Source organism: Brachybacterium paraconglomeratum (assembly GCF_003994255.1).
Classification (GTDB): domain Bacteria; phylum Actinomycetota; class Actinomycetes; order Actinomycetales; family Dermabacteraceae; genus Brachybacterium; species Brachybacterium conglomeratum.
Genome location: NZ_ML133851.1, coordinates 409,727 through 431,077, shown reverse-complemented (window position 1 = coordinate 431,077; position 21,351 = coordinate 409,727). Strand labels below are relative to the sequence as shown.

The window sequence follows — 21,351 nt, the reverse complement described above, 5'->3', positions numbered from 1 at the left end:
GTCGGCGCCCTTCGCCGGGCCCGGCTCCCTCCGCCCGCCCCGCGGCGGCGCGGACTCAGCCCCTCGCGAGCTCGGCGCGCAGAAGCGCCGTCCCCGCGGCGAGCGCCCGCATCTTGCCCTGCGCGACGGTGCGGGACAGCGGCGCCATGCCGCAGTTCGTGCTCGGGCAGAGATTCTCCGGTTCCACGAAGGCGAGGGCCCGGCGGAGGGTGTCGGCGACCTCCTCGGGGGTCTCGACCTGCGGATCGGCGACGTCGATCGCGCCGAGCATCACCTTCTTGCCGCGCAGCAGCTCGACGAGCTCCATCGGGACGTGCGAGCCGCGGCTCTCGAGGGAGACCGTGTCGATCACGGAGTCCCGCAGCAGCGGAAAGGTCTCCTCATACTGGCGCCACTGCGTGCCCAGGCTCGCCTTCCAGTCGTTGTTGGCCTTGATGCCGTAGCCGTAGCAGATGTGCACGACGGTCTCGGCGCGCAGCCCCTCGGCCGCCCGCTCGAGGACCTCCACGCCCCAGTCCCGCACGTCGTAGAAGAAGACGTTGAAGGCGGGCTCGTCGAACTGGATGATGTCCACGCCCGCCGCCTCCAGCTCCCGCGCCTCCTGGTTGAGGAGGGCCGCGAACTCTCGGGCGAGCTCCTCGCGGCTGCCGTAGTGCGCGTCGTACAGCGTGTCGATCATGGTCATCGGCCCGGGCAGCGCCCACTTGAGGGGCTTGTCCGTCCGTGTGCGGAGGGAGGCCGCGTCGTCGACGAAGACGGGCCGCTCACGACGCACCGGCCCGACGACCGTCGGGACGCTCGCGTCGTAGCGATCGCGGATGCGCACCGTCTCGCGACGAGCGAAGTCGACGCCGCTGAGATGCTCGATGAAGGTGGTGACGAAGTGCTGGCGGGTCTGCTCCCCGTCGCTGATCACCTCGAGGCCGGCCACGGCCTGCTCGGCCGCGGCGAGGTGCAGCGCATCGCGCCTGCCCTCGTCCAGCTCCGCGCCCTCGAGGCGCCAGGGCGACCAGAGCGTCTCGGGCTCGGAGAGCCACGAGGGCTTGGGGAGGCTGCCGACGATCGAGGTGGGGAGGAGGGTGCTCATCGGACGACCTCCTCGGCCAGCCACTGCTCGAGATGCTCCTGGTGCGGCGCGATCAGCCGCTCCTGGATGAACCTGCCCTGGGTCACGCCCAGACGGCTGCGCTCCTCGCGGTCGTACACGATCCCCGTGTCCGCGTGGTCGGTGCTGCCCAGGCTCGGCCGGTACACCTCCCCGGCGCTCTCGCGGGCGTTGTAGATCTCGGGGCGATAGATCCGCTGGAACGTCTCCATCGTGGCGATCGTGCCGATGAGCGCCAGGTCGGAGTGATCGGCGAGCAGATCGCCCTCGAAGTAGAACGCCAGCGGGGCGACGGCGCCGCGGGGCTTGAAGCACCGCACCTGCAGCCCCATCCGCGCGAAGTAGAGATCGGTGAGGGAGGAGCCGTCGGCCTCGTACTCGTCGCCGAGCACCGGATGCGGCGCGCCGATGCGGCGATAGGTCCGGCTGGTGGAGACGCTGATGCAGACCACGGGCGGTCCGGCGAAGCGCTCGCGATAGGCGTCCGAGGAGATGAAGCGGCGGAAGAGCCTGCCGTGCAGCACGCCGAAGTCCTCCGGCACGCCGCCGCCGGATCCCGCGTCGCCTGTGGCCTGCTGATGGGCGGGCAGGCGCACGCTGAAGTCGTGGTCCCGCACGTAGGAGGAGAAGTTGTTCCCGGTGATCCCCGGCAGGCGCTCGCCGGTCTCGCGGTCCAGGATCCGCACGTCGAGCATCTCGATCAGCGGGAGCCCCTCACCGCCGTCGGCGGGTTCCGCTCCTGCGGCCAGGTGCAGGTCCGCCGAGACGATGTCGAGCTCCACGGCGTAGCGGTCCCCGCCGCCCGCGAGCTCGTTCGCGCGCTCGTCGATCATGCGCAGGGCGCGGCGGAGGTTCTCGCGGCGATGCTCCCCGCGGGCGAGGTTGGCGAAGTTCGTGGTGATCCGCGAGCCGCTCGAGGGGACGTAGTCCTCGTCGAAGCGGGTCGTGCGGATGCTGAAGGAGAAGTCGGTCGTCATCGTGCCCCCGGTCGTCGTGGTGGGACGAGCGTACGCAGGACCACGCGCCATAGTGTCATCACGACACTTGGGGTCTCTTCATAGGTGGCCCCTATGGCGGGGGATCGGTCCTGGCGTCGGGGCGGTCGCCATGGCGGGGACGGCCCTGTTCAAAGGGCTCCGGTGGCGGAGCAGCCGCTACGACAGCGGCTCGACCCCGAAGCTCGAGACCACCTCGCGCATCTCGGCGACGAACCGCTCCGCCTGACCGGTCAGCGGTGCGGAGGCGTGCCCGATCCAGCCGATCTCGATGCGCTCGTCCACCTCGAGCGGCACGGCCACGATGGACGGGTCCAGGTCGTCGGAGACGATCCCGGTGGAGATCGTGTAGCCGTCCAGCCCGATCATCAGGTTGAAGATCGTGGCCCGATCGCTGACCCGGATGTCCTGCGCGGCCGAGCGCGTGGAGAGGATCTCCTCGGCGAAGTAGAAGGAGTTGTCGGTCCCCTGGTCGAAGGTGAGCCGGGGCAGGCCCTCGAGGTCCTCGAGGGTGACCTGTCGACGCGAGGCCAGCGGGTTCGTGCGGGCGACGAAGATGTGCGGGCTCGCCAGGAACAGCGGCGTGAAGACGAGCTCGGAGTCGCGCAGCAGCTTGTCGATGACCTTGCGGTTGAAGTCGCTGCGGTAGAGGACGCCGAGCTCGCTGCGCAGCGTCCGCACGTCCTCGATGATGTCCGCGGTGCGGGTCTCGCGCAGCGTGAACGCGTACTCCGCCGCCTCCGAGGCCTTCACCATCCGCACGAACGCCTCGACCACGAAGGAGTAGTGCTGCGCGGAGACCGCCAGCAGGCGGCGGGCCGGCGGGCGTCCCAGATAGCGGTGCTCGAGCAGCTCGGCCTGCTCGACCACCTGACGGGCGTAGCCGAGGAACTCGATGCCGTCGTCGGTGAGGGCCGCGCCGCGCACGGAGCGGCGCAGCAGGGCGCGTCCCACCCGGCGCTCGAGGTCCTTCATCGCCGCGGACATCGTCGGCTGGGAGACCTGGAGCAGGTCCGCCGCCGCGGTGATCGAGCCCTCCGCGGCGACCTCGACGAAGTAGCGCAGCTGCTGCAGTGTGATCCCGTGCGCCGTCCCGACGCCCCCGCGTGCCATCGGTGCAGGTTAGCTCACCGTGAGCCGGGGGAGGGCTCGGGAGCGCGCGGCCCAGCCTCTACACTGGTGCGGTCCGACCGACCAAGGGGAAGCGCTTCGTGTTCAACAACCTCTCCGACCGCATCACAGAGTCGCTCAAGGGCCTGCGTGGCCACGGCCGCCTCAGCGAGGCGGACGTCGACAAGACGATCCGCGAGATCCGTCGAGCCCTGCTCGACGCCGACGTCGCGGTGTCCGTGGTGCGCACCTTCACCGCCGCGGTGCGCGAGCGCGCCCTCGGCGAGGAGGTCTCCAAGGCGCTCAACCCCGCCCAGCAGGTCGTCAAGATCGTCAACGACGAGCTGGTGCAGGTCCTCGGCGGCGAGGCCCGCGACCTGAACTGGTCGAAGAACCCGCCCACGGTCATCATGCTCGCCGGCCTCCAGGGCGCCGGCAAGACGACCCTCGCCGGCAAGCTCGCGCAGTGGATGAAGTCCGAGGGCCACACGCCGCTGCTGATCGCCGCGGACCTCCAGCGCCCCAACGCCGTGAACCAGCTGCAGATCGTCGGCGAGCGCGCGGGCGTGCCCGTCTTCGCCCCCGAGCCGGGCAACGGCGTGGGCGATCCGGTCCTGGTCGCGATGAACGGCGTCTCCACCGCGCAGTTCCAGCAGCACGACGTGGTCATCGTCGACACCGCCGGCCGCCTCGGCATCGACGAGGAGATGATGCAGCAGGCGCGGGACATCCGCGACGCCGTGGGCCCCCACGAGACCCTCTTCGTCGTCGACGCGATGATCGGCCAGGACGCCGCCCGGGTCGCCGAGGCGTTCCGCGACGGCGTCGGCTTCACCGGCGTGGTCCTCTCCAAGCTCGACGGCGACGCGCGCGGCGGTGCGGCGCTGTCCATCACCGGCGTCACCGAGCGCCCGATCCTCTTCGCCTCCACCGGCGAGAGCCTCGACGACTTCGAGCGCTTCCACCCGGACCGCATGGCCGGCCGCATCCTCGACATGGGCGACGTGATGACCCTGATCGAGCAGGCGGAGAAGGCCTTCGACCAGAAGGAGGCCGAGAAGACCGCGGCGAAGCTCGCCTCGGGCGAGGACTTCACCCTCGACGACTTCCTGAACCAGATGCAGCAGCTCAAGAACATGGGCAGCATCAAGAAGATGCTCGGCATGCTGCCGAACATGGGGCAGTACCGCGAGGCGCTGGACAACTTCGACGAGTCCGAGATCGGGAGGATTGAGGCGATCATCCGCTCGATGACCCCCGAGGAGCGCAACGACCCCAAGATCATCAACGGCTCGCGCCGCAACCGCATCGCCCGGGGCTCCGGCACCACCGTCCAGCAGATCAACCAGCTTCTCGAGCGGTTCAAGCAGGCCCAGCAGATGATGCGCACCATGGGCCGCGGCATGTCCGGCGGCGGCGGAGGCATGCCGGGGATGCCCGGCGGTCCCGGCATGGGCATGGGCAAGAAGTCCCGAGGCCGGCAGGCCCCGCAGCGCCCCCAGGGCAAGAAGTCGAAGTCGAAGAACCCCGCCAAGGCCGCGCGCGAGCAGGCCGAGGCCGCCAAGCGCGCCGCGGAGGGCGGCGGGCAGGGCGGCTCCGCGTTCGGCGCGGGGGCCGCGAAGGGCGGCCAGGGCGGCGGCCAGCCGGACCTGTCCGACTTCGACCCCAGCCAGCTCCCGCCGGAGATGCAGAAGCTCCTCGGCGGCAAGTGATCCTGCGGCGCCGACCGCCCTCCGGGCGCGGCGCCGGCTGGCAGTTCGACCTCCGGTACCAGTTCCGCCCGGCACTTCGACGCCCGGTACCGGTCACCCCGGGGTGTTCGACGCCCGGTACCAGTTCCGCTCGGGGTGTTCGACGTCCGGTACCGGTCACGCCGGGGTGTTCGACCTCCGGTACCGGTTTTCTGGTACCTCCCGTCGAAGAACTGGCCGTGAAGCTGTTCCCGGGCCATGTCGGCCGTCCCGGGGCGCCACCGCCCGGGTTGTTCGACGTCCGGTACCGGTTGCGCCCGGCACTTCGACGCCCGGTACCAGTTACGTGGAGTTGTTCGACGTCCGGTACCGGTTTTCCGGTACCTCCCGTCGAACAACTGCACAGAGTCGGCCAGGGGCGCGCCGGCACTGGCCCGATCCGCGAGCTCCGTGCGGGACGACCGTTCCTCCCCACAGCGGGATCGTCCCCAGCATCGACCGGAGCCGGTGCCGGGTGACGTGAGAGAGCTACGGTCCCGGCCATGGGACTGAGACCGGAGGATCTGCAGCGGGGCGAGGTGTACCGACGTGAGTGGCTCCTCGAGCACGGGATGCACCGGCGCCATCTCCACTCGCCTGCGATGACCCGCGTGCTCCCTACCTGCTACACGCGCACCGACCACCCGGCCGACCTGCGACGGGTGGTCCTCGCGGCCCAGGAGCTCCTCGGGTGCCCGTCGGTCGTCTCGGGGGCGACCGCCGCCGAGCTGTTCGGAGTCCGTCTGCCCCGGCGGGCTCGACGAGAGGGCGGTGCGCGCGTGCACCTGAACACCAGCGAGGGCAGCTCCCCGCGGCGCACCGAGACGCTCGTCGTCCATCGGCGCGCCGCGTCCCCGACCGTCGACCTCCACGGCGTGACCATGGTCGATCCGCTGACAGCGCTGCAGGAGATCGCCGTCGGCCTCACGCTCGACGAGCTCGTCATCGCCGTCGACTCGCTGGTCGCGGACCGCTTCGGGACTGCATGGCGCATCCCTATGACCGAGGTGAGAGAGCGGGCCGGCACGGCACGCGGCCGCGGGGCATCACGGCTGAGGAACGCCGTCGCGCTGGCCCGGGAGCGCGTCTGGTCTCCGCAGGAGACTCAGATGCATCTGCTGCTGATGCGGTGCGGGCGACCCGTCACCGCGATGAACCACGAGGTGGTCGACCCCACGACCGGCATCGTCTACTACGCCGACCTCGCCTATCCGGATCGGCGCATCGCCATCGAGTACGACGGCGGCGACCACCTGACGAGCCCTGACCGGGTGAAGCACGATCACCACAAGAGCGCCGTGCTGACCGCCGAGGGGTGGACGGTCATCCGGGTGCACGCGGAGGACCTCCACGAGCCGACCGACTTCTTCCTTCGCCTCGATGCCGCGTGGGGTGCAGAGGCCGCGTAGTCATCGACATTGGGCTGAACTTCTCCGTCGACGCCGACGCCTGCCGCTCTGGCCGAGCCCAGCTGCACGTGCCGTGCCCCGCTGTTCGAGGCCGAACCCGGTGGGACGCCTCGGTCCCGGTCCCGGATCGATAGGCTCGGCGGCATGAGCACCACCGATGTCGCCGAGACCACCGCACCGATCCTCCACCTGCGCGGACCGATCCTGCTCGGCGCCGAGGAGGAGCAGGGCGGCGCCTGGGTCGTCGGCGGCCGGATCCACCACGAGAAGCCCGAGCTGCCCGCCGGCGCGGAGATCCGCGAGATGGACGGCTTCGTGATCCCCGGGCTCGCCGATCTGCACTGCCACCTCGGCATCGCCGACGGGGGAGGAGGCACCACCCTCGCCGAGGCGCGCGAGCAGGCCCTCGTCGACCGCGACTCCGGGGTGCTGCTGATCCGCGACGCCGGCTCGATCATCGACAACTCCCCGCTGCAGCAGCAGGGCGACCTGCCGCGGCTGATCCGCTGTGGCCGCCATCTCGCCCGCACCCGCCGCTACCTGATCGGCTATGCCGACGAGCTCGAGCCCGAGGACCTGCCCGCCGCCGTCACCCGTGAGGCCGGCCGCGGTGACGGCTGGGTCAAGCTCGTCGGCGACTGGATCGACCGCGGCGTCGGCGATCTGACACCGTGCTGGGAGGCGCAGGACTTCGTCGCCGCGGCCGACGCCGCCCACGCCGCGGGTGCCCGCATCACCACCCACACCTTCGACGAGGAGACTCTCCCGCTCGTGCTCGACGCGGGCTTCGACTGCCTCGAGCACGCCACCGGCCTGACCGACGAGACGATCCGCCGGGTCGCCGCGGCGGGCATCCCGGTGGTGACCACGCTGGTGAACGTCGACGAGTTCGAGACCTACGCCTCCCAGGGCGAGAAGAAGTTCCCCGCCTATGCCGCGCACATGCGCCGCCTGCGCGCCGGCCGCTACGACCGCACCCGCGACGCCCATGACGCCGGGGTCCCGCTGCTGGCCGGCACCGATTCCGGGGGAGTGCTCGGCCACGGCATCATCCACGACGAGCTCGACGAGCTCGACGCCGCCGGGCTGTCCGCGACCGAGATCCTCGAGGCCGCGGCCTGGGCGCCGCGCCGCTTCCTCGGCGCCCCCGGGCTCGAGGACGGCGCCCCGGCGGACCTGATCGTCGTCCCCGCCGACCCGCGCGAGGACCATCGGATCCTGCGCGAGCGCAGCCACGTGGTGCTCGGCGGTCGCGTCGTCGCGTGACCTGACCGCCCCGGCGCCGGCCGCGGGGCCCGAACCGGGCAGAGCGGACGACCTCGCGTCGCCCTGCCGCATCACGCGGTGATCCGGGGCACACGGCCGCTATCGTGCATGGATGCACTCCGACGACGCAGAGCAGCCCACCGGATCGCAGCCTGCCGGCCGACGACGCGCCGAGCGCGGCCCCGCGGCCGTCCCCGACCCCGGCGGGGACGGCCCGGCCGACGTCCCGCAGGATTCCGCCGGCGCTGGCGCCGAGGACGGCCAGAGCGCCCCGCCGCGCTGGAAGCTCGTCGGCCCGGGCCTCGTCGTCGCCGCGACCGGCATCGGCGCCGGCGACCTCGTCGCGACCCTGGTCGCCGGCTCCCGCTACGGCTACGCGCTCCTGTGGGCCGCGGTCGCCGGCGTGATCATCAAGATCGTGCTGGTCGAGGGTGCGGGGCGCTGGACCCTGGCCACCGGCCACTCGATCTTCGAGGGCTGGCGCCGCGTGGGCCGATGGACCTCCTGGTACTTCGGTCCGTACATCATGGTCTGGGGCTTCGTGTACGGCGCGACGGCGATGAGCGCCTCCGCCCTCCCGCTCGCGGCGCTCGTCCCGCAGCTGCCCGTGCTCGGGGACGTCGGCTGGATCGCGGACATGCCGTTCATCGTCTACGCGATCCTCTCGGGTCTGATCGGAGCGGGGCTCGTCTGGGTGGGGCGCTACCACGCGCTCGAGAAGATCGTCGCGGTGCTCGTCGGCCTGATGTTCCTGACCGTCGTGGGCGCCGCCGTGGTCACCCTCCCGAACCTCGGCGAGGTGCTCGGCGGGCTCGTGCCCCGCATCCCGGAGGGAGGGCTCGTCTACACGCTGTCCATCGCCGGCGGCGTGGGCGGCACGATCACGCTCGCCGCCTACGGCTACTGGCTGAAGGAGAAGGGCTGGTCCACGCCGCGCTGGATGCGGGTGATGCGGATCGACAACGCGATGGCGTACGTCATCTCCGGCATCTTCGTCATCGCCATGCTGGTCGTCGGCGCGGAGCTGCTGTACTCCTCGTCGATCGCGATCGACGAGGGGGATCGGGGCCTGCTCGATCTCGCCGAGGTGCTCGCCTCCCGCTACGGCACGGCCTTCAGCTGGATGTTCCTGATCGGCTTCTGGGCCTCGTCCTTCTCCTCCGTGCTCGGGGTGTGGAACGGCGTCTCGGTGATGTTCGCGGACTTCTGGGGGCATGTGCGGGGCAAGGCCGAGGAGCATCCCGACCGCAGGATCGGAGGGAAGTACTACCGCTTCTACGTGCTGTGGCTGACCTTCCCGCCGATGCTGCTGCTCCTGCTCGGCCGGCCGGTGCAGGTGATCATCGCCTACGGTGTCCTCGGCGCGTTCTTCATGCCCTTCCTCGCGATCACGCTGCTGGTGCTGATGAACTCCCGGCACATGCCGGAGAAGTGGCGCAACGGGCCGGTCCTGAACATCGCCCTCGGCGTGGTGACGCTGCTGTTCGTGGTGCTCGGCGCGAACCAGCTGATAGAGGCGTTCTCCGGCTGAGGCCGACGGACTCGTCGGCCCGCCTCGTCGGCCCGCCTCGCCGCTTCGCCGGCTCGACGAGCCGGACGATCCGTCGCCGAGTCGTGGGCCGGCCCGTCGGCCCGGCGCGCCGAGGTCGGTCCTGCCTCCGGGGCCGTTGTGCCCCGCCGCACAGGACGCGGGGTGGAACGGGGGAGGGGATCCCTGGCATAATCGTGCGCTGTATGCGTCCGGGCTGGCCCTCTACCCGCCCGGGAGCGACACCCCGAGAACCGTCAGCGCCCGCATCACCCCACAGGCTGCGGCGGGACTCACCCGAACATCCCTGAAGGAGAGTCCACCCACGTGGCTGTCAAGATCCGTCTGAAGCGCATGGGCAAGATCCGTGCACCGTTCTACCGCGTCGTGGTCGCCGATTCGCGCAAGAAGCGCGACGGCGCCGTGATCGAGGAGATCGGCAAGTACCATCCCACCGAGAACCCCTCGGTCATCGAGATCGACTCCGAGCGCGCCCAGTACTGGCTGGGCGTCGGCGCGCAGCCGTCCGAGCAGGTCGCCGCGCTGCTGAAGGTCACCGGCGACTGGGCGAAGTTCAAGGGCGAGGGCGACGCCGCCGGCTCCCTGAAGACCGCCGAGGCGAAGAAGTCCGCCGAGGAGCTCATCGCCGAGGCCGACAAGGCCGCCACCGAGTCCCGCGACGGGGCGAAGAAGGCCAAGGCTGACGAGCAGGCCGAGGCCGCGGACGTCGCCCCCGGCTCCGAGGAGGCTCCGGCCGAGGGCGAGACCACCGAGGACGCCGAGGCCGCGGCGACCGACGAGGCCTGAGATGAGCGCCCGCGCCGAAGCGCTCGATCATCTGGTCCGCGGCATCGTCGACGACCCCGACGCCGTGCGCGTCACGGAGAAGTCCACCCGTCGCGGCCCGCTGCTCGAGGTCCGGGTCGGCGCCGCCGACCTGGGACGCGTCATCGGCCGGTCCGGCCGCACCGCCCGTGCCCTGCGCACGGTCACCGCGGCCCTCTCCGAGGACGACGTGCGGGTCGACATCGTCGACGTCGACCGTCGCTGAGGTGCCCCGCAGGATCCTGAGGAGCGGCGCTGCCGAGCGGACCGAGAGGTCCCGGCAGCGCCGCTCCTCGCCGTCCGGGGGTCGTCGCCGCGTTCACCGGGCCGCCCTCCCCGGCGCCGCGCTCGCCGCCCTCGCCCTCACGCTCGGCGGCTGCACGGACGAGGGGCCCGGTGGGGAGCCGGAGGCGCCGTCGGCCGCGTCCGAGGAGACGAGCGCTGATCCCGCCCTCGTCGCGGCCTGCACCGGGTTCTGGGGAGACCCCGACTATGCGGGCCCGCTCTCCCGCGAGGTCCTGGACCGTGCCGGGAGCGCACCGGAGGTCGGCCCCTCCGATCCCGGCTTCTACGCCATGACCGGCGACGACGTCGAGGACCTCTTCGCCGACGCGCCCGAGGGCGCACGGGCGGCCGCGACGGAGCTGGCCGACTGGTTCCGCACCCAGCCCGAGCGCGGCGCCGAGTCCGACCGCGAGGCCTTCGCCGACGCGTTCGAAGGCGTCGCCGCCGGCTGCCAGGACGTCTCCGTCGCGGCGCTCTGGGTCGCCGGGGGAGGACAGGCCGGTGCCAAGCCCGCCGCTCTGGTCTGCGCCGATGTCTTCGACACCCCCGGCACCCTCACCCACTTCGCGAACTCGAACGTCCTGACCTCCAACATGTTCAAGCTCGTCGGCCTCTCCCCGCGCGAGGTCCCCTCCGGCCGCACCGACGACCTCCGCGCGACCGCCGAGCTGCTGGACGCGCAGATCACCGCCGTGGACGACGACGCCGTGCGCACCGCCCTCGAGCAGGTCCGCGCCCCCTTCGTCGACGCCCTGGACGGCGACACCTGGTCCGACGGGCTCCAGGACCCGCTCGACCAGCTCTCGACCGCCTGCGCCGAGCAGGGCTACCACGCCCCGGCGCCCGCCGAGGAGGGAGGCGATGCCGTCGTCGGCGCCCCCGCCCCGGAGGACGTGCCCGCCCGGGCAGATGCCTCCGACCCGTCCGACGGCTCTCCCGCCCACCTCGCAGCCCTTCCCGCCCCCTCGAACGGAGCCACCGCATGAGCACCCTCGACGTGATCGTCGCGACGATCGGCCGCGCCCACGGCCTGCGCGGCGAGGTCGCCCTCGTCCTGCGCACCGACCAGCCCGAGGAGCGCCTGAGCCCCGGCACCGTGTTCCAGGTCGAGGTCGCCGGCCGCTCCCGCACCCTCACCGTGGCCCGCACCCGCCTCCAGCAGGAGCGCTGGTACGCGAGCTTCGAGGAGGTCACGGACCGCACCGACGCCGAGTCCCTGCGCGGGGTGGACCTCGAGCTCGCGGTCGACGCCGAGGAGGAGGCCGCCGAGGATCCCGACGCCTGGTATCCCGCGCAGCTCAAGGGCCTCGCCGTCCGCCACGTCGACGGGCGCGAGCTCGGCGTCGTCGCGGGCGTGGACCACTACCCGGCGCAGGACCTCCTCGTCGTGCGCACCCCCGACCGGCGACGCGTTCAGCTGCCGCTGGTCGAGCAGCTCGTGCCCGAGGTCGACCTCGAGGCCGGCGTCGTCATCGCCGATCCGCCCGGCGGGCTGTTCGACGCGCTGCCCGAGGACGAGCAGGGCCCCGAGTCGGAGACCTCCGGCCCCGCCCGGACGGAGCGCTGAGCCCGCCGTGCGCATCGACGTCCTCACCATCTTCCCCGAGTACCTCGCGCCGCTCGAGCTCTCCCTGATCGGCAAGGCGCGCCGCGACGGGCTCGTGGACCTGCACGTCCACGACCTGCGCAACTGGACCCACGACCGCCACCGCACCGTGGACGACACCCCGCTCGGCGGCGGTGCCGGCATGGTGATGAAGCCCGAGCCGTGGGCGGAGGCCTTCGCCGCCGTGCGCGCCGAGGGGCAGGCGGCGCTCGGCGCCGACACCGAGCCGGTGATCATCTTCCCCAACCCCGCCGGCACCCCCTTCGCCCAGGCCACCGCCCAGGAATGGTCCGAGTGCGAATGGCTGGTCCTCGCCTGCGGTCGCTACGAGGGGATCGACGAGCGGGTCTACGAGCACCTCGCCGACATCGGCTGCGAGATCCACCTCGCCTCCCTCGGCGACTACGTGCTCAACGGCGGCGAGGTCGCGGTCCTCGCGATCACCGAGGCCGTGGTGCGGCTCGTCCCGGGCGTGGTCGGCAACGCCGAGTCCCTCGTCGAGGAGTCCCACTCCGACGGGCTGCTGGAGTACCCGCTCTACACCCGCCCCGCCCGCTGGGAGGACCCGGCCGGGGTGGTGCGGGAGGCGCCCGCGATCCTGCTCTCCGGCGACCACGGGAGGATCGCCGCCTGGCGGCGCGAGCAGTCGCTCGAGCGCACCCGGCAGCGCCGCCCCGATCTGCTCGACGAGGCCTGAGGGCGTCGTCCGGCGCACCGAGGACGCCCCGCCCGCGACCCGGACGTGAGCGATCCGACAGCCCGCCACGGTGATCACCGGCACGAACGCCCCGGTGCGGGCTTGCCGCCCCTTCCCGTGCGCTGGCAGAATGTCCCCTCGTGCGCACCGCGCGCCTCTCTGCCTCAGGGGAGGGCGCATCACGCGGTCGGGCAGGTCCGTGGCGATGGGAGTCGCCGCCAGAGGCCCAGCACACCGGCACGGGGAGCCAGCTCCCCGCCGGATCGACGGTTCATGACGGGTCGCCCGAGAGGCGGCCCGACGAACGAGGCCGACGACCTGAGGCGGAGGCCAGGAGAGAGACATGCAGAAGCTTGACGAGCTCGACAAGGCGTCCCTGCGCGAGGACGTCCCCGCCTTCCGCGCCGGCGACAACGTCAAGGTGCACGTGAAGGTCATCGAGGGCAACCGCTCCCGAATCCAGGTCTTCCAGGGCTACGTCATCGGCCGCCAGGGCCACGGCGTGGGCGAGACCTTCCGCGTCCGCAAGATCTCCTTCGGCGTCGGCGTGGAGCGCGTGTTCCCCGTGCACGCCCCCACGGTCGACAAGATCGAGGTCGTCACCCGCGGTGACGTCCGCCGCGCGAAGCTGTACTACCTGCGCAACCTCACGGGCAAGAAGGCCCGCATCAAGGAGAAGCGCGACCACTCCTGATCCGCTCCCGGATCCCAGGATCACCCGCGTGAGCGCGGCGAGACGGCGACGGCCCCACCCGGTGGTGGCCGTCGCCGTCTGCGTCGTGCTGGCGCTGCTCGCGGTGCTCGCCGTGCGGCACTTCGTGGTCCAGCCCTTCCGCGTCCCGTCGGCCTCCATGGCCCCGACCCTCGAGGCCGGGGACGTGCTCCTGGCCGACCGCACGAACGCCGGCGAGGCCGAGCGCGGGGACGTGGTCGTCTTCGACGGCAGGGGATACTTCGCCCCCTCGGCGGAGGACGGCGACCGCTACTGGGTCAAGCGGGTGATCGCCGTCGGCGGCGACTCCATCGCCTGCTGCGGCGACGAGGGCGCCCTGCTGCTGAACGGCGAGGAGCTGGAGGAGCCCTACCTGCCGAGCGGCATGGCGCCCGGCACCACCGAGTTCGACCTCGTCGTCCCCGAGGGGCGCATGTTCGTGCTCGGCGACAACCGTCCCGACTCCACCGACTCCCGGCACCTGCTCGGCGCCCCCGGCGGCGGGATGATCCCCGTGGATCGGGTGGTCGGCAGGGTCGAGCGGATCGTGTGGCCACCGCCTCGCGGCGGCTCCCTCTGACTCCCAGCCCCCAGCGGCTATCCTTGCCGCGATGAATGCGTCCGACGAGAACCGCCGAGCCGGCTCCCCGACCGGGGACCCCGCTCCCGCCGAGGACGCCGCGACCGCGACGACCGCGTCCGAGGGCAGCGCCCCGCAGGGGGACGAGCGCCCCGCGGCGCAGGACCGCCCCGAGGGCGAGGGCCGCACCCACCGCCGCAGGCAGCGGATGCCGCTGTGGCTGGACACCCTCGTGACCATGGTGGTCGCGCTGGTCATCGCGGTGCTCGTGAAGACCTTCCTGATCCAGCCGTTCTACATCCCCTCCGCCTCGATGAACCCCACGCTGCTGGAGGACGACAAGATCATCGTCTCCAAGCTCAGCCCCGGGGTGTTCGACCTCGAGCGCGGCGACGTCATCGTCTTCGAGGACCCGGCGGACTGGATCCCCGGCGACGCGACCGAGAACCCCACCCCCCGGGTGCGGGTCATGATGGCCCTCTCGCTCATCGGGCTCGCCCCCGACCCCTCCCAGGACCACCTGGTCAAGCGGCTGATCGGCCTGCCCGGCGATCACGTGGTGTGCGAGGAGGAGGGCGCCGCCCTGCAGGTCAACGGCACCACCCTCGACGAGCCGTACATCAACCCGGAGACCCCCGCCTGCCAGGCGGCCTTCGATGTCACCGTCCCCGACGACAAGGTCTGGGTGATGGGCGACAACCGCTACGCCTCCGCGGACTCCGCCTGGCACGAGGTGCAGGGCGAGGGCGGCTTCGTCGACGAGTCGGACATCACCGGCCGCGCCGAGGTCGTGTTCTGGCCCGCGAGCCGCTGGACCGGCCTCGGGGACGGGTCGGACGCGTTCGCCGACGTGCCCGACCAGCCGTGAGCGCCCCCGCACCGACCCTCGACCTCGAACGCGAGCTCGCCCGCCGCGCGGGCCTCGGGCGCCGGGTCGTGGTGGGGCTGGACGAGGTGGGCCGTGGCGCCCTCGCCGGCCCCGTCGCCGTCGGCGCGGTCGCCCTCGAGATCACCGACGGCGAGGTCGCACCCCTGCCCGACGGCGTGAGGGACTCCAAGAAGCTCACCGCCCGGCGCCGTGAGGCGCTGGTCGCCCCGATCCGCGAGTCCGCGCTGGCCGGTGCCGTCGGCTGGGCGGAGGCGTCCGAGATCGACGAGATCGGGATCATGGCCGCCCTGACCCGCGCCGCGCTGCGCGCGCTCGAGGGGCTCGGCGTCGAGGCCGACGCCCTCCTGCTCGACGGGGACGCGGACGTGCTCACCCCCGCGCTGACGGCCGCGGAGCGCCCCGCGCCGCTGGTGCAGCTGCGGGTCGCCGCCGACCGGGACTGCGCGAGCGTGTCCGCGGCGAGCATCCTCGCGAAGGTCGCACGGGACGCGCGGATGGTCGAACTGGACGCGGAGGCTCCCGACTACGGCTGGGCCTCGAACAAGGGCTACGGCGCCGCGGTGCACCGCGCGGCGATCGACCGGATCGGCGTGCACGAGCACCATCGCCGCAGCTGGCGGCTCGGCTCCGTGCCCGCCGCCACCCGCACCGCCCGCCCCGCAGCGGTGGCTGCCGCGGGCACCGGCCCGACGCCCGGCTCCGCTGGCGTACTGTGGGAGGGCCCGTGGAGCCCGCAGGACGAGGAGGAGCGCCGATGAGCAGCCAGGATCTCGAGAACTACGAGTCCGACCTCGAGCTCCAGCTCTTCCGCGAGTACCGCGACGTGGTCAGCCTGTTCACGTACGTCGTGGAGACGGAGCGCCGCTTCTACCTCGCCAACCAGGTGGACCTGCAGGTCCGCTCGGGCGGCGGCGAGGTGTTCTACGAGCTGCGCCTGGCGGACGTGTGGGTGTGGGACATCTACCGCTCCAACCGCTTCGTGCGCTCGGTGCGGGTGGTGACCTTCAAGGACGTCAACATCGAGGAGCTCAACAAGCAGGACATCTCCCTGCCCTGAGCCCGCCGCGCGGCCCTCCGGCGCCGCGCGACCTCTCCTCCACAGCGCCCCGTCGTCCCCAGGATCCAGGGGCCGCTTCCCCGCCCGGGCCCCTCCCGCGAGGCTGACGGGCATGAACAGCCTCGCTCCCGCCCCCGGCACCCCGCCCGCCTCCCTCCCCGCCGACAGGCCCCGCCCGGCCCCGGCACCGCCCCGCGTGCGGGAGATGACCACCCTCGAGCTCGGACGCGCCGGGGAGGACCTCGCCGCCGACCACCTGGTGGCCTGCGGCTGGCAGATCGTGGAGCGCAACCTGCGGCTCGAGCACGGCGAGCTGGACATCGTCGCCCTCGCGCACACGACCCTCGTCTTCGTCGAGGTCAAGACCCGCCGATCGTTCGTCACCGGGGTGCCGCAGGCCGCCGTCACCCCCGCGAAGCTGCGCAGGCTGCGCCGGCTGGCGGGGGAGTACCTCATGGAGCGCTCGACCCCGCACCGCGACGTGCGGATCGACGTGATCGCCGTGCACGCCCACCTGGACGGGGTCTTCTCCCTCGAGCACCTCGAAGGGGTGCACTGAGATGGGCCAGGCGCGCACCCTCTCGATCAGCCTCACCGGCCTCGAGGGCACCCTGGTCGAGGTCGAGGCCGACGTCTCTCAGGGCCTGCCCGCGTTCTCGCTCGTGGGCCTGCCGGACTCCTCCACCCTCCAGGCCAAGGACAGGGTCCGCGCCGCCGCGGCCCGCAGCGGCCTCCGCCTCGCCCAGCGCCGGATCACCGTGAACATGACCCCGGCCTGGCGGCCGAAGCACGGCTCCGGCTTCGACCTCGCGATCGCGCTCGCGGTCCTCGACGCGCAGGGCGACCTGCTCACCCACGTCCCCTCCGACACCGTGCTGCTCGGCGAGCTCGGGCTCGACGGGAGGCTGCGTCCCGTCCCCGGGGTGCTGCCCGCCCTGCTCGCCGCCCGCGGTCTGGGGCTCTCCCGCGCCGTGGTCCCCGAGGCGAACCTCGCCGAGGCCCGACTCGTCGGCGGCATCGAGGTGGACGCGGCGCCCGACCTCACCACCCTCCTGCACCGCTTCGGCGCGGACGTCCCGCCGTCCCCCGCCCGCGAGCCGCTGCCCGCGGGCGCCGCGGTGGAGCGAGGAGCGGGCAGCGCGGTCGACTTCGCCGACGTGATCGGCCAGGAGCAGGCCCGCCGTGCCGCGGAGGTCGCCGCCGCAGGCGCCCACCATCTGCTGCTGCAGGGACCGCCCGGCGCCGGCAAGACGATGATCGCCGCGCGCCTGCCCGGCATCCTGCCCGAGCTGAGCACCGAGGACGCCCTGGACGTCTCCGCCGTCCACTCGCTCGACGGCCGCTTCGACGCCCGCGGCGGCCTCCTGCGCACCCCGCCGCTGGAGAGCCCCCACCACACCGCCACCGCCGCCGCGATCGTCGGCGGGGGAGGAGGGCTCGCCCGGCCCGGCGCGATCTCCCGCGCCCACTGCGGGGTACTCTTCCTCGACGAGGCGCCGGAGTTCTCCGCCCGGGTGCTCGAGGCGCTGCGCGAACCCCTGGAGACCGGGGACATCACCCTGCACCGGGCACGCGGGGTCACCCGCTACCCGGCCCGCTTCCAGCTGGTCCTGGCCGCGAACCCCTGTCCCTGCGGGAACGCCTGGGGCAAGGGCGAGAAGTGCACCTGCACCCCGCTGCAGCGCCGCCGCTACCTCTCCCGGCTCTCCGGGCCCGTGATGGACCGGATCGACATGCGCGTCGACGTCGGACCGGTGGACCTCCACCGCAGCGGCGCCGAGCCCGCCGAGCCCAGCGCCGCGATCGCCGCCCGCGTCGGCCGGGCCCGCACCCGCCAGGCCCGCCGCTACGAGGGACGCGGCTGGAGCACCAACGCCCACCTTCCCGGCCCGCTGCTGCGGACCGAGTTCGCCCCCGCCCCGGCGGACCTCGCGCTGCTGCGCCACTCCCTCAGCCAGGGCCGGCTGACCCTGCGCGGCCACGACCGCGTGCTGCGCCTGGCCTGGACCCTCGCCGACCTCGACGGCGAGGATCGTCCCGATGCCCTGCACATCGGCGAGGCCCTCACCCTGCGACAGGCGGACGCCCGATGACCGAGAACCCCGAGAACCCCGAGAACCCCGACATCACGCACGAGACCGAGCGCCGGGCCCGGCTCACCTGGTCCCTGCTCGCCGAGCCGTCCGACGCCGTCGCGCTCATGGCGCGGGAACGGCTCGGATCCCGCGCCGCGCTCGAGCTCGCGCGGGAGGCGACGCCGGCCGAGCTGCTCGCCGCGCTGGACGGACAGGTGCCGGCCGAGGCCGCCGACCCCGGCGCCGGCACGCCCGGCGCCCGCGCCTCCCGCGCCCTCCAGCGCTGGCGCGGCCGGCTCGCCGCCGTCGACGTCGAGGCGGTGCTGGAGGACGCCGACCGACGGAGGATCCGGGTCCTGATCCCCGGGGACGAGGAGTGGCCGAGCGCCCTCGACGACCTCCAGGAGACCGCCCCGCACTGCCTGTGGGTGCAGGGCCCCGCCCGGCTCGACCGCCTGGCCGGGGAGCGCGCCGCGGCGCTCGTCGGCTCCCGCGCCTCGACCCCCTACGGGGAGGACGTCGCCTCCTCCCTCGGCGCCGCCTTCGCGGGCGCCGGCGGGACCGTCGTCTCCGGCGGCGCGTACGGCATCGACGCCGCGGCGCACCGCGGGGCGCTCGCCGCCCAGGACGGCGCGACCCTCGCCGTCCTCGCCGGCGGGCTCGACCGCCTCTACCCCCGCGGGAACACGCAGCTGCTCGAGCGGATCCGCGAGCAGCACCTCCTGCTCAGCGAGGCCCCGATGGGCACCGCCCCCACACGGTGGAGGTTCCTGGCCCGCAACCGGCTGATCGCCGCCCTGTCCCGCGCGGTGGTGGTCGTCGAGGCGGCCTGGCGCTCCGGGGCCCTGTCCACGGCGCGGCTCGCCGATCAGCTCTCCCGACCGGTCGGAGCGGTGCCCGGCCCGGTCACTTCCGCGGCCAGCGCCGGCTGCCACCGCCTGATCCGCGAACGCGGCGCGGTGCTCGTCACCGAGCCCGCCGAGCTGCTGGACCTGCTGCCCGGAGGGCCCGCCGCAGGGGAGGGGAGCTTCGCCCGCCAGGACGAGCTCGATCTGCTCTCACCAGCGGATCGGCGTGTGCTCGATGCCGTCCCGCCCCGCTCGGGCATCTCACCGGGCCGCCTCGCGGACGAGATCGGCTTCGCGTCGCGGGAGGTCGGCGCAGCGCTGGCCCGGCTCGAGCTGCTGGGCCTGATCGAGCAGGAAGGGCAGCGGGTCCGGCGCACTCGCCGCACGGGCTGACGGCCGGCTCGGCGGGAGCACTGCCCCCGGCCGCGAGGATGGGCGAGAATGACGGGATGAGCACGGAGCGCGCGACGGAGACCGACGAGCAGATCGTCGACGCCTTCGCCGCCCATCTCGACCTCGAACGAGGCAGGTCCGAGCACACCGTCCGGGCCTACCGCCGCGAGGCCGTGGCGCTGCTGGCGCATCTGCGGGAGGTCGAGCGGATCGCCCCGGCCGAGCTCGACGTGACAGCGCTGCGCTCCTGGCTCGGCGCTCGCGCGGAGACCGGGGCCGGCGCGAGCACCCTCGCCCGCTCCGCCGCGGCTGCGCGGACATTCACCACCTGGCTCGCCTCCACCGGCAGGATCCCGCACGACGTCGGCGGCCGGCTCCGCGCGCCCCGCCGCGGCCGGCACCTGCCCACCGTCCTCACCGACGAGCAGGCCGGCGCGCTCCTCGACGGGATCGTCACCGAGCCCGCGCCGAGGAGGAGCGACGTCCCGGCACCGGGCGCCGACACGGACTCCGAGGACGCCGCCCCGGCACGAGGCGGCGCCCCGACGCCGGGCAGCACCTCGACGCAGGGCGGCGCTCCGATGCCGGCCGGCGCCGCGACGCAGGGCAACACGGCGACGAGGGACGGCGCCGTGACGCGGGACGGGACCGCGACGGCGGGTGACGCGGCAGGGGAGGGCACCGCCGCAGGCGGCGCGCCCGCCGAGGAGCCGTCCGCGGTCGATCCAGTCCAGCGCGCGGTGCAGCTGCGCGACGCCGCCGTGCTCGAGCTGCTCTACTCCTCCGGCCTGCGCGTCTCCGAGCTCGTGGCCCTCGACCTGGGCGGGATCGACATGGCCCAGGGCACCGTCCGCGTGCGCGGCAAGGGCGACAAGGAGCGGATCGTCCCCGTCGGCGTCCCCGCCCTGGAGGCGCTGCGCCGCTGGGAGACGGAGGGCAGGCCGGTGCTCGCCGGTGCGACCGCCGCCGGTCGAGGCACGGCACAGGCCCCGGGGAAGGGCCGGGCCGGGACCTCCGCGGCGCGCCGAGCGAAGGCGCCGGGTCGGGCGTTCTTCCTCGGGGTGCGGGGCGGGAGGCTCGGGGACCGCGCCGTGCGCACCCTCGTGGACCGCTACGCGGCCCGCGCCGGGATCGCCCGCCACGTCACCCCGCACACCCTGCGGCACAGTGCGGCCACCCACCTCGTCGAGGGCGGTGCGGACCTCCGCAGCGTTCAGGACTTCCTCGGGCACTCCTCGCTCGCCACCACGCAGATCTACACCCACGTCAGCGCAGAACGCCTGCGCAGCACCGTCGAGCAGGCGCATCCGCGCGCCTGATCCGCGGCAGGCGCGTCAGGTCAGCGCCGGTCGCGCCGGGTGCGCCACCATCGCCGACGGTCCCGGGCCGTGCAGCCCCGGCGGCCCCGGGCACGGTCAGGCCAGGGCGACCGCCCGCGCTCCGTGCCGTGCGACCTGAGCGACCGCCCGGGACGACACTCCCGCCCCTGCTGCAGGCCCAGCACTCGCTCCTGCTCCCGACGCCGTCCCTGCAGACCCGGCTCCGGCATCGAGGGAGGCCCCCGGCCCGGTCGCTCCCGCACCGTCCCCGGAGGCGCCGCCCGCCCAGGGCAGCAGGACGCTCGGCCCGCGCCCGCCGAGCAGCAGCAGCGGGTCGACATAGAGCTCGCCCCGTCGAGCACCCAGGTGCAGACAGTCCCGACCGGCGCAGTGGGAGGCGGGCGAGGAGCCCTCGAGGGTGCCGAGCACCTGACCGGCCCCGACCGGGTCCCCGGCGCTCACCCCACCGTCGACCGGCTCGTAGGTCGAGATCAGCCCGTCGGCATGCACCACCGAGACGACGCCGCGCCCGGCGACCGACCCGCTGAACCGCACGGTCCCGCCCTCGACCGCCCGGACCTCCGCACCGCCCGGGACCGCGATGTCGATCCCGCGATGACCGGGGCCGTAGGGCGTCGCCGGCGCGTCGAAGGGCGCGATCACCTCGTGCGGCGGCGGCGCCGGCCACTGCCAGCGCGGACCGTCCGCCCGTGCCGCGGCGGACGGCATCACGACCACCGGCAGGAGCAGCACCAGCAGCGCGAGCACCAGCGCCGCCGGGGAGGCGGGCAGGGACAGGGGCGGGGGAGAGGGCGGAGGCGCCGGCGAGGGGATCATGTCGGCATCGTCCGCGCCCCGCCGCGGCTCGGCGAGCCCCGCCCGGCGGCGGTGGACCCGCGGGGTCTGTGGAGGAGAGGTCGCA

The 21,351-nt window shown here is 73.5% G+C and carries 22 protein-coding genes; 18 read left to right on the top strand and 4 right to left on the bottom strand.

Annotated elements, in window-relative coordinates:
• Positions 1-55: 55 nt before the first annotated feature.
• The 3 genes from DS079_RS01940 to DS079_RS01930 all read right to left on the bottom strand — a co-directional run bounded on the left by DS079_RS01940 (position 56) and on the right by DS079_RS01930 (position 3,213).
• Positions 56-1,087, bottom strand: coding sequence for a methionine synthase (locus DS079_RS01940; protein ID WP_126984598.1), 1,032 nt, complete (start codon positions 1,085-1,087; stop codon positions 56-58).
• Entirely contained in the window at positions 1,084-2,082 is a 999-nt protein-coding gene (locus DS079_RS01935; RefSeq protein ID WP_126984597.1) for a putative oxygenase MesX, read from the bottom strand. Before DS079_RS01935 ends, DS079_RS01940 begins: the two co-directional genes overlap by 4 nt.
• A 177-nt stretch (positions 2,083-2,259) precedes the next feature.
• Complete coding sequence (locus DS079_RS01930) at positions 2,260-3,213, bottom strand: LysR family transcriptional regulator (protein WP_126984596.1); 954 nt, start codon at positions 3,211-3,213, stop codon at positions 2,260-2,262.
• Positions 3,214-3,311: 98 nt separating this feature from the next.
• Here DS079_RS01930 and ffh point away from each other — a divergent pair, with 98 nt between their 5' ends.
• The 18 genes from ffh to DS079_RS01840 all read left to right on the top strand — a co-directional run bounded on the left by ffh (position 3,312) and on the right by DS079_RS01840 (position 20,429).
• Complete coding sequence (ffh, locus tag DS079_RS01925) at positions 3,312-4,922, top strand: signal recognition particle protein (RefSeq protein WP_126984595.1); 1,611 nt, start codon at positions 3,312-3,314, stop codon at positions 4,920-4,922.
• Positions 4,923-5,443: 521 nt separating this feature from the next.
• Complete coding sequence (locus DS079_RS01920) at positions 5,444-6,349, top strand: DUF559 domain-containing protein (RefSeq protein WP_126984594.1); 906 nt, start codon at positions 5,444-5,446, stop codon at positions 6,347-6,349.
• 144 nt (positions 6,350-6,493) lie between these two features.
• Positions 6,494-7,615, top strand: a complete 1,122-nt coding sequence (locus DS079_RS01915) for an amidohydrolase family protein (protein WP_126984593.1) — start codon at positions 6,494-6,496, stop codon at positions 7,613-7,615.
• Positions 7,616-7,727: 112 nt separating this feature from the next.
• Positions 7,728-9,146 (top strand): Nramp family divalent metal transporter, encoded by a 1,419-nt coding sequence (locus tag DS079_RS01910; RefSeq protein ID WP_126984592.1) that lies wholly within the window; start codon positions 7,728-7,730, stop codon positions 9,144-9,146.
• Between the two features lie 324 nt (positions 9,147-9,470).
• On the top strand, positions 9,471-9,950 hold the full coding sequence (rpsP, locus tag DS079_RS01905; RefSeq protein WP_010551341.1) for a 30S ribosomal protein S16: 480 nt from the start codon (positions 9,471-9,473) through the stop codon (positions 9,948-9,950).
• Between the two features lies 1 nt (position 9,951).
• Positions 9,952-10,194: an RNA-binding protein gene (locus DS079_RS01900; protein WP_010551342.1), complete on the top strand. Its 243-nt coding sequence runs from the start codon at positions 9,952-9,954 to the stop codon at positions 10,192-10,194.
• Between the two features lies 1 nt (position 10,195).
• Positions 10,196-11,239 carry a hypothetical protein gene (locus tag DS079_RS01895; protein ID WP_126984591.1) on the top strand — a complete coding sequence of 348 codons (1,044 nt, stop codon included), beginning with the start codon at positions 10,196-10,198 and terminating at the stop codon, positions 11,237-11,239.
• Positions 11,236-11,820 (top strand): ribosome maturation factor RimM, encoded by a 585-nt coding sequence (gene rimM / locus DS079_RS01890; RefSeq protein ID WP_126984590.1) that lies wholly within the window; start codon positions 11,236-11,238, stop codon positions 11,818-11,820. Before DS079_RS01895 ends, rimM begins: the two co-directional genes overlap by 4 nt.
• A 7-nt stretch (positions 11,821-11,827) precedes the next feature.
• Positions 11,828-12,556: a tRNA (guanosine(37)-N1)-methyltransferase TrmD gene (gene trmD / locus DS079_RS01885; RefSeq protein ID WP_126984589.1), complete on the top strand. Its 729-nt coding sequence runs from the start codon at positions 11,828-11,830 to the stop codon at positions 12,554-12,556.
• A gap of 343 nt (positions 12,557-12,899) precedes the next feature.
• Positions 12,900-13,250 (top strand): 50S ribosomal protein L19, encoded by a 351-nt coding sequence (gene rplS / locus DS079_RS01880; protein ID WP_010551346.1) that lies wholly within the window; start codon positions 12,900-12,902, stop codon positions 13,248-13,250.
• 28 nt (positions 13,251-13,278) lie between these two features.
• Positions 13,279-13,848, top strand: a complete 570-nt coding sequence (gene lepB, locus DS079_RS01875) for a signal peptidase I (protein ID WP_164736067.1) — start codon at positions 13,279-13,281, stop codon at positions 13,846-13,848.
• Between the two features lie 31 nt (positions 13,849-13,879).
• Positions 13,880-14,716, top strand: a complete 837-nt coding sequence (lepB, locus tag DS079_RS01870) for a signal peptidase I (RefSeq protein WP_126984588.1) — start codon at positions 13,880-13,882, stop codon at positions 14,714-14,716.
• Positions 14,713-15,495 (top strand): ribonuclease HII, encoded by a 783-nt coding sequence (locus tag DS079_RS01865; RefSeq protein ID WP_126984587.1) that lies wholly within the window; start codon positions 14,713-14,715, stop codon positions 15,493-15,495. Before lepB (DS079_RS01870) ends, DS079_RS01865 begins: the two co-directional genes overlap by 4 nt.
• On the top strand, positions 15,492-15,794 hold the full coding sequence (locus DS079_RS01860; protein ID WP_010551350.1) for a DUF2469 domain-containing protein: 303 nt from the start codon (positions 15,492-15,494) through the stop codon (positions 15,792-15,794). Before DS079_RS01865 ends, DS079_RS01860 begins: the two co-directional genes overlap by 4 nt.
• A gap of 112 nt (positions 15,795-15,906) precedes the next feature.
• Positions 15,907-16,353 carry a YraN family protein gene (locus DS079_RS01855; RefSeq protein WP_082358740.1) on the top strand — a complete coding sequence of 149 codons (447 nt, stop codon included), beginning with the start codon at positions 15,907-15,909 and terminating at the stop codon, positions 16,351-16,353.
• Between the two features lies 1 nt (position 16,354).
• Complete coding sequence (locus DS079_RS01850) at positions 16,355-17,887, top strand: YifB family Mg chelatase-like AAA ATPase (protein ID WP_126984586.1); 1,533 nt, start codon at positions 16,355-16,357, stop codon at positions 17,885-17,887.
• Complete coding sequence (dprA, locus tag DS079_RS01845) at positions 17,884-19,110, top strand: DNA-processing protein DprA (protein ID WP_126984585.1); 1,227 nt, start codon at positions 17,884-17,886, stop codon at positions 19,108-19,110. The genes DS079_RS01850 and dprA overlap by 4 nt, the downstream gene beginning before the upstream one ends.
• 56 nt (positions 19,111-19,166) lie before the next feature.
• Complete coding sequence (locus DS079_RS01840; protein ID WP_126984584.1) at positions 19,167-20,429, top strand: tyrosine recombinase XerC; 1,263 nt, start codon at positions 19,167-19,169, stop codon at positions 20,427-20,429.
• A 96-nt stretch (positions 20,430-20,525) separates the two neighbouring features.
• On the opposite strand, the gene DS079_RS17565 is transcribed toward DS079_RS01840, so the two are convergent.
• Positions 20,526-21,266 carry a murein hydrolase activator EnvC family protein gene (locus DS079_RS17565; protein WP_126984583.1) on the bottom strand — a complete coding sequence of 247 codons (741 nt, stop codon included), beginning with the start codon at positions 21,264-21,266 and terminating at the stop codon, positions 20,526-20,528.
• Positions 21,267-21,351 lie beyond the last annotated feature (85 nt).

Excerpts from the sequence above, each read along its gene's own strand:
- DS079_RS01850 (WP_126984586.1), top strand. The coding sequence starts at position 16,355 with ATGGGCCAGGCGCGCACCCTCTCGATCAGCCTCACCGGCCTCGAGGGC.
- lepB (WP_126984588.1), top strand. The coding sequence starts at position 13,880 with ATGAATGCGTCCGACGAGAACCGCCGAGCCGGCTCCCCGACCGGGGAC.
- DS079_RS01910 (WP_126984592.1), top strand. The coding sequence starts at position 7,728 with ATGCACTCCGACGACGCAGAGCAGCCCACCGGATCGCAGCCTGCCGGC.
- DS079_RS01860 (WP_010551350.1), top strand. The coding sequence starts at position 15,492 with ATGAGCAGCCAGGATCTCGAGAACTACGAGTCCGACCTCGAGCTCCAG.
- DS079_RS01935 (WP_126984597.1), bottom strand. The coding sequence starts at position 2,082 with ATGACGACCGACTTCTCCTTCAGCATCCGCACGACCCGCTTCGACGAG.
- DS079_RS01940 (WP_126984598.1), bottom strand. The coding sequence starts at position 1,087 with ATGAGCACCCTCCTCCCCACCTCGATCGTCGGCAGCCTCCCCAAGCCC.
- rimM (WP_126984590.1), top strand. The coding sequence starts at position 11,236 with ATGAGCACCCTCGACGTGATCGTCGCGACGATCGGCCGCGCCCACGGC.
- DS079_RS01900 (WP_010551342.1), top strand. The coding sequence starts at position 9,952 with ATGAGCGCCCGCGCCGAAGCGCTCGATCATCTGGTCCGCGGCATCGTC.
- dprA (WP_126984585.1), top strand. The coding sequence starts at position 17,884 with ATGACCGAGAACCCCGAGAACCCCGAGAACCCCGACATCACGCACGAG.
- rplS (WP_010551346.1), top strand. The coding sequence starts at position 12,900 with ATGCAGAAGCTTGACGAGCTCGACAAGGCGTCCCTGCGCGAGGACGTC.
- DS079_RS01855 (WP_082358740.1), top strand. The coding sequence starts at position 15,907 with ATGAACAGCCTCGCTCCCGCCCCCGGCACCCCGCCCGCCTCCCTCCCC.
- DS079_RS01920 (WP_126984594.1), top strand. The coding sequence starts at position 5,444 with ATGGGACTGAGACCGGAGGATCTGCAGCGGGGCGAGGTGTACCGACGT.
- DS079_RS17565 (WP_126984583.1), bottom strand. The coding sequence starts at position 21,266 with ATGATCCCCTCGCCGGCGCCTCCGCCCTCTCCCCCGCCCCTGTCCCTG.
- DS079_RS01840 (WP_126984584.1), top strand. The coding sequence starts at position 19,167 with ATGAGCACGGAGCGCGCGACGGAGACCGACGAGCAGATCGTCGACGCC.
- DS079_RS01915 (WP_126984593.1), top strand. The coding sequence starts at position 6,494 with ATGAGCACCACCGATGTCGCCGAGACCACCGCACCGATCCTCCACCTG.
- DS079_RS01930 (WP_126984596.1), bottom strand. The coding sequence starts at position 3,213 with ATGGCACGCGGGGGCGTCGGGACGGCGCACGGGATCACACTGCAGCAG.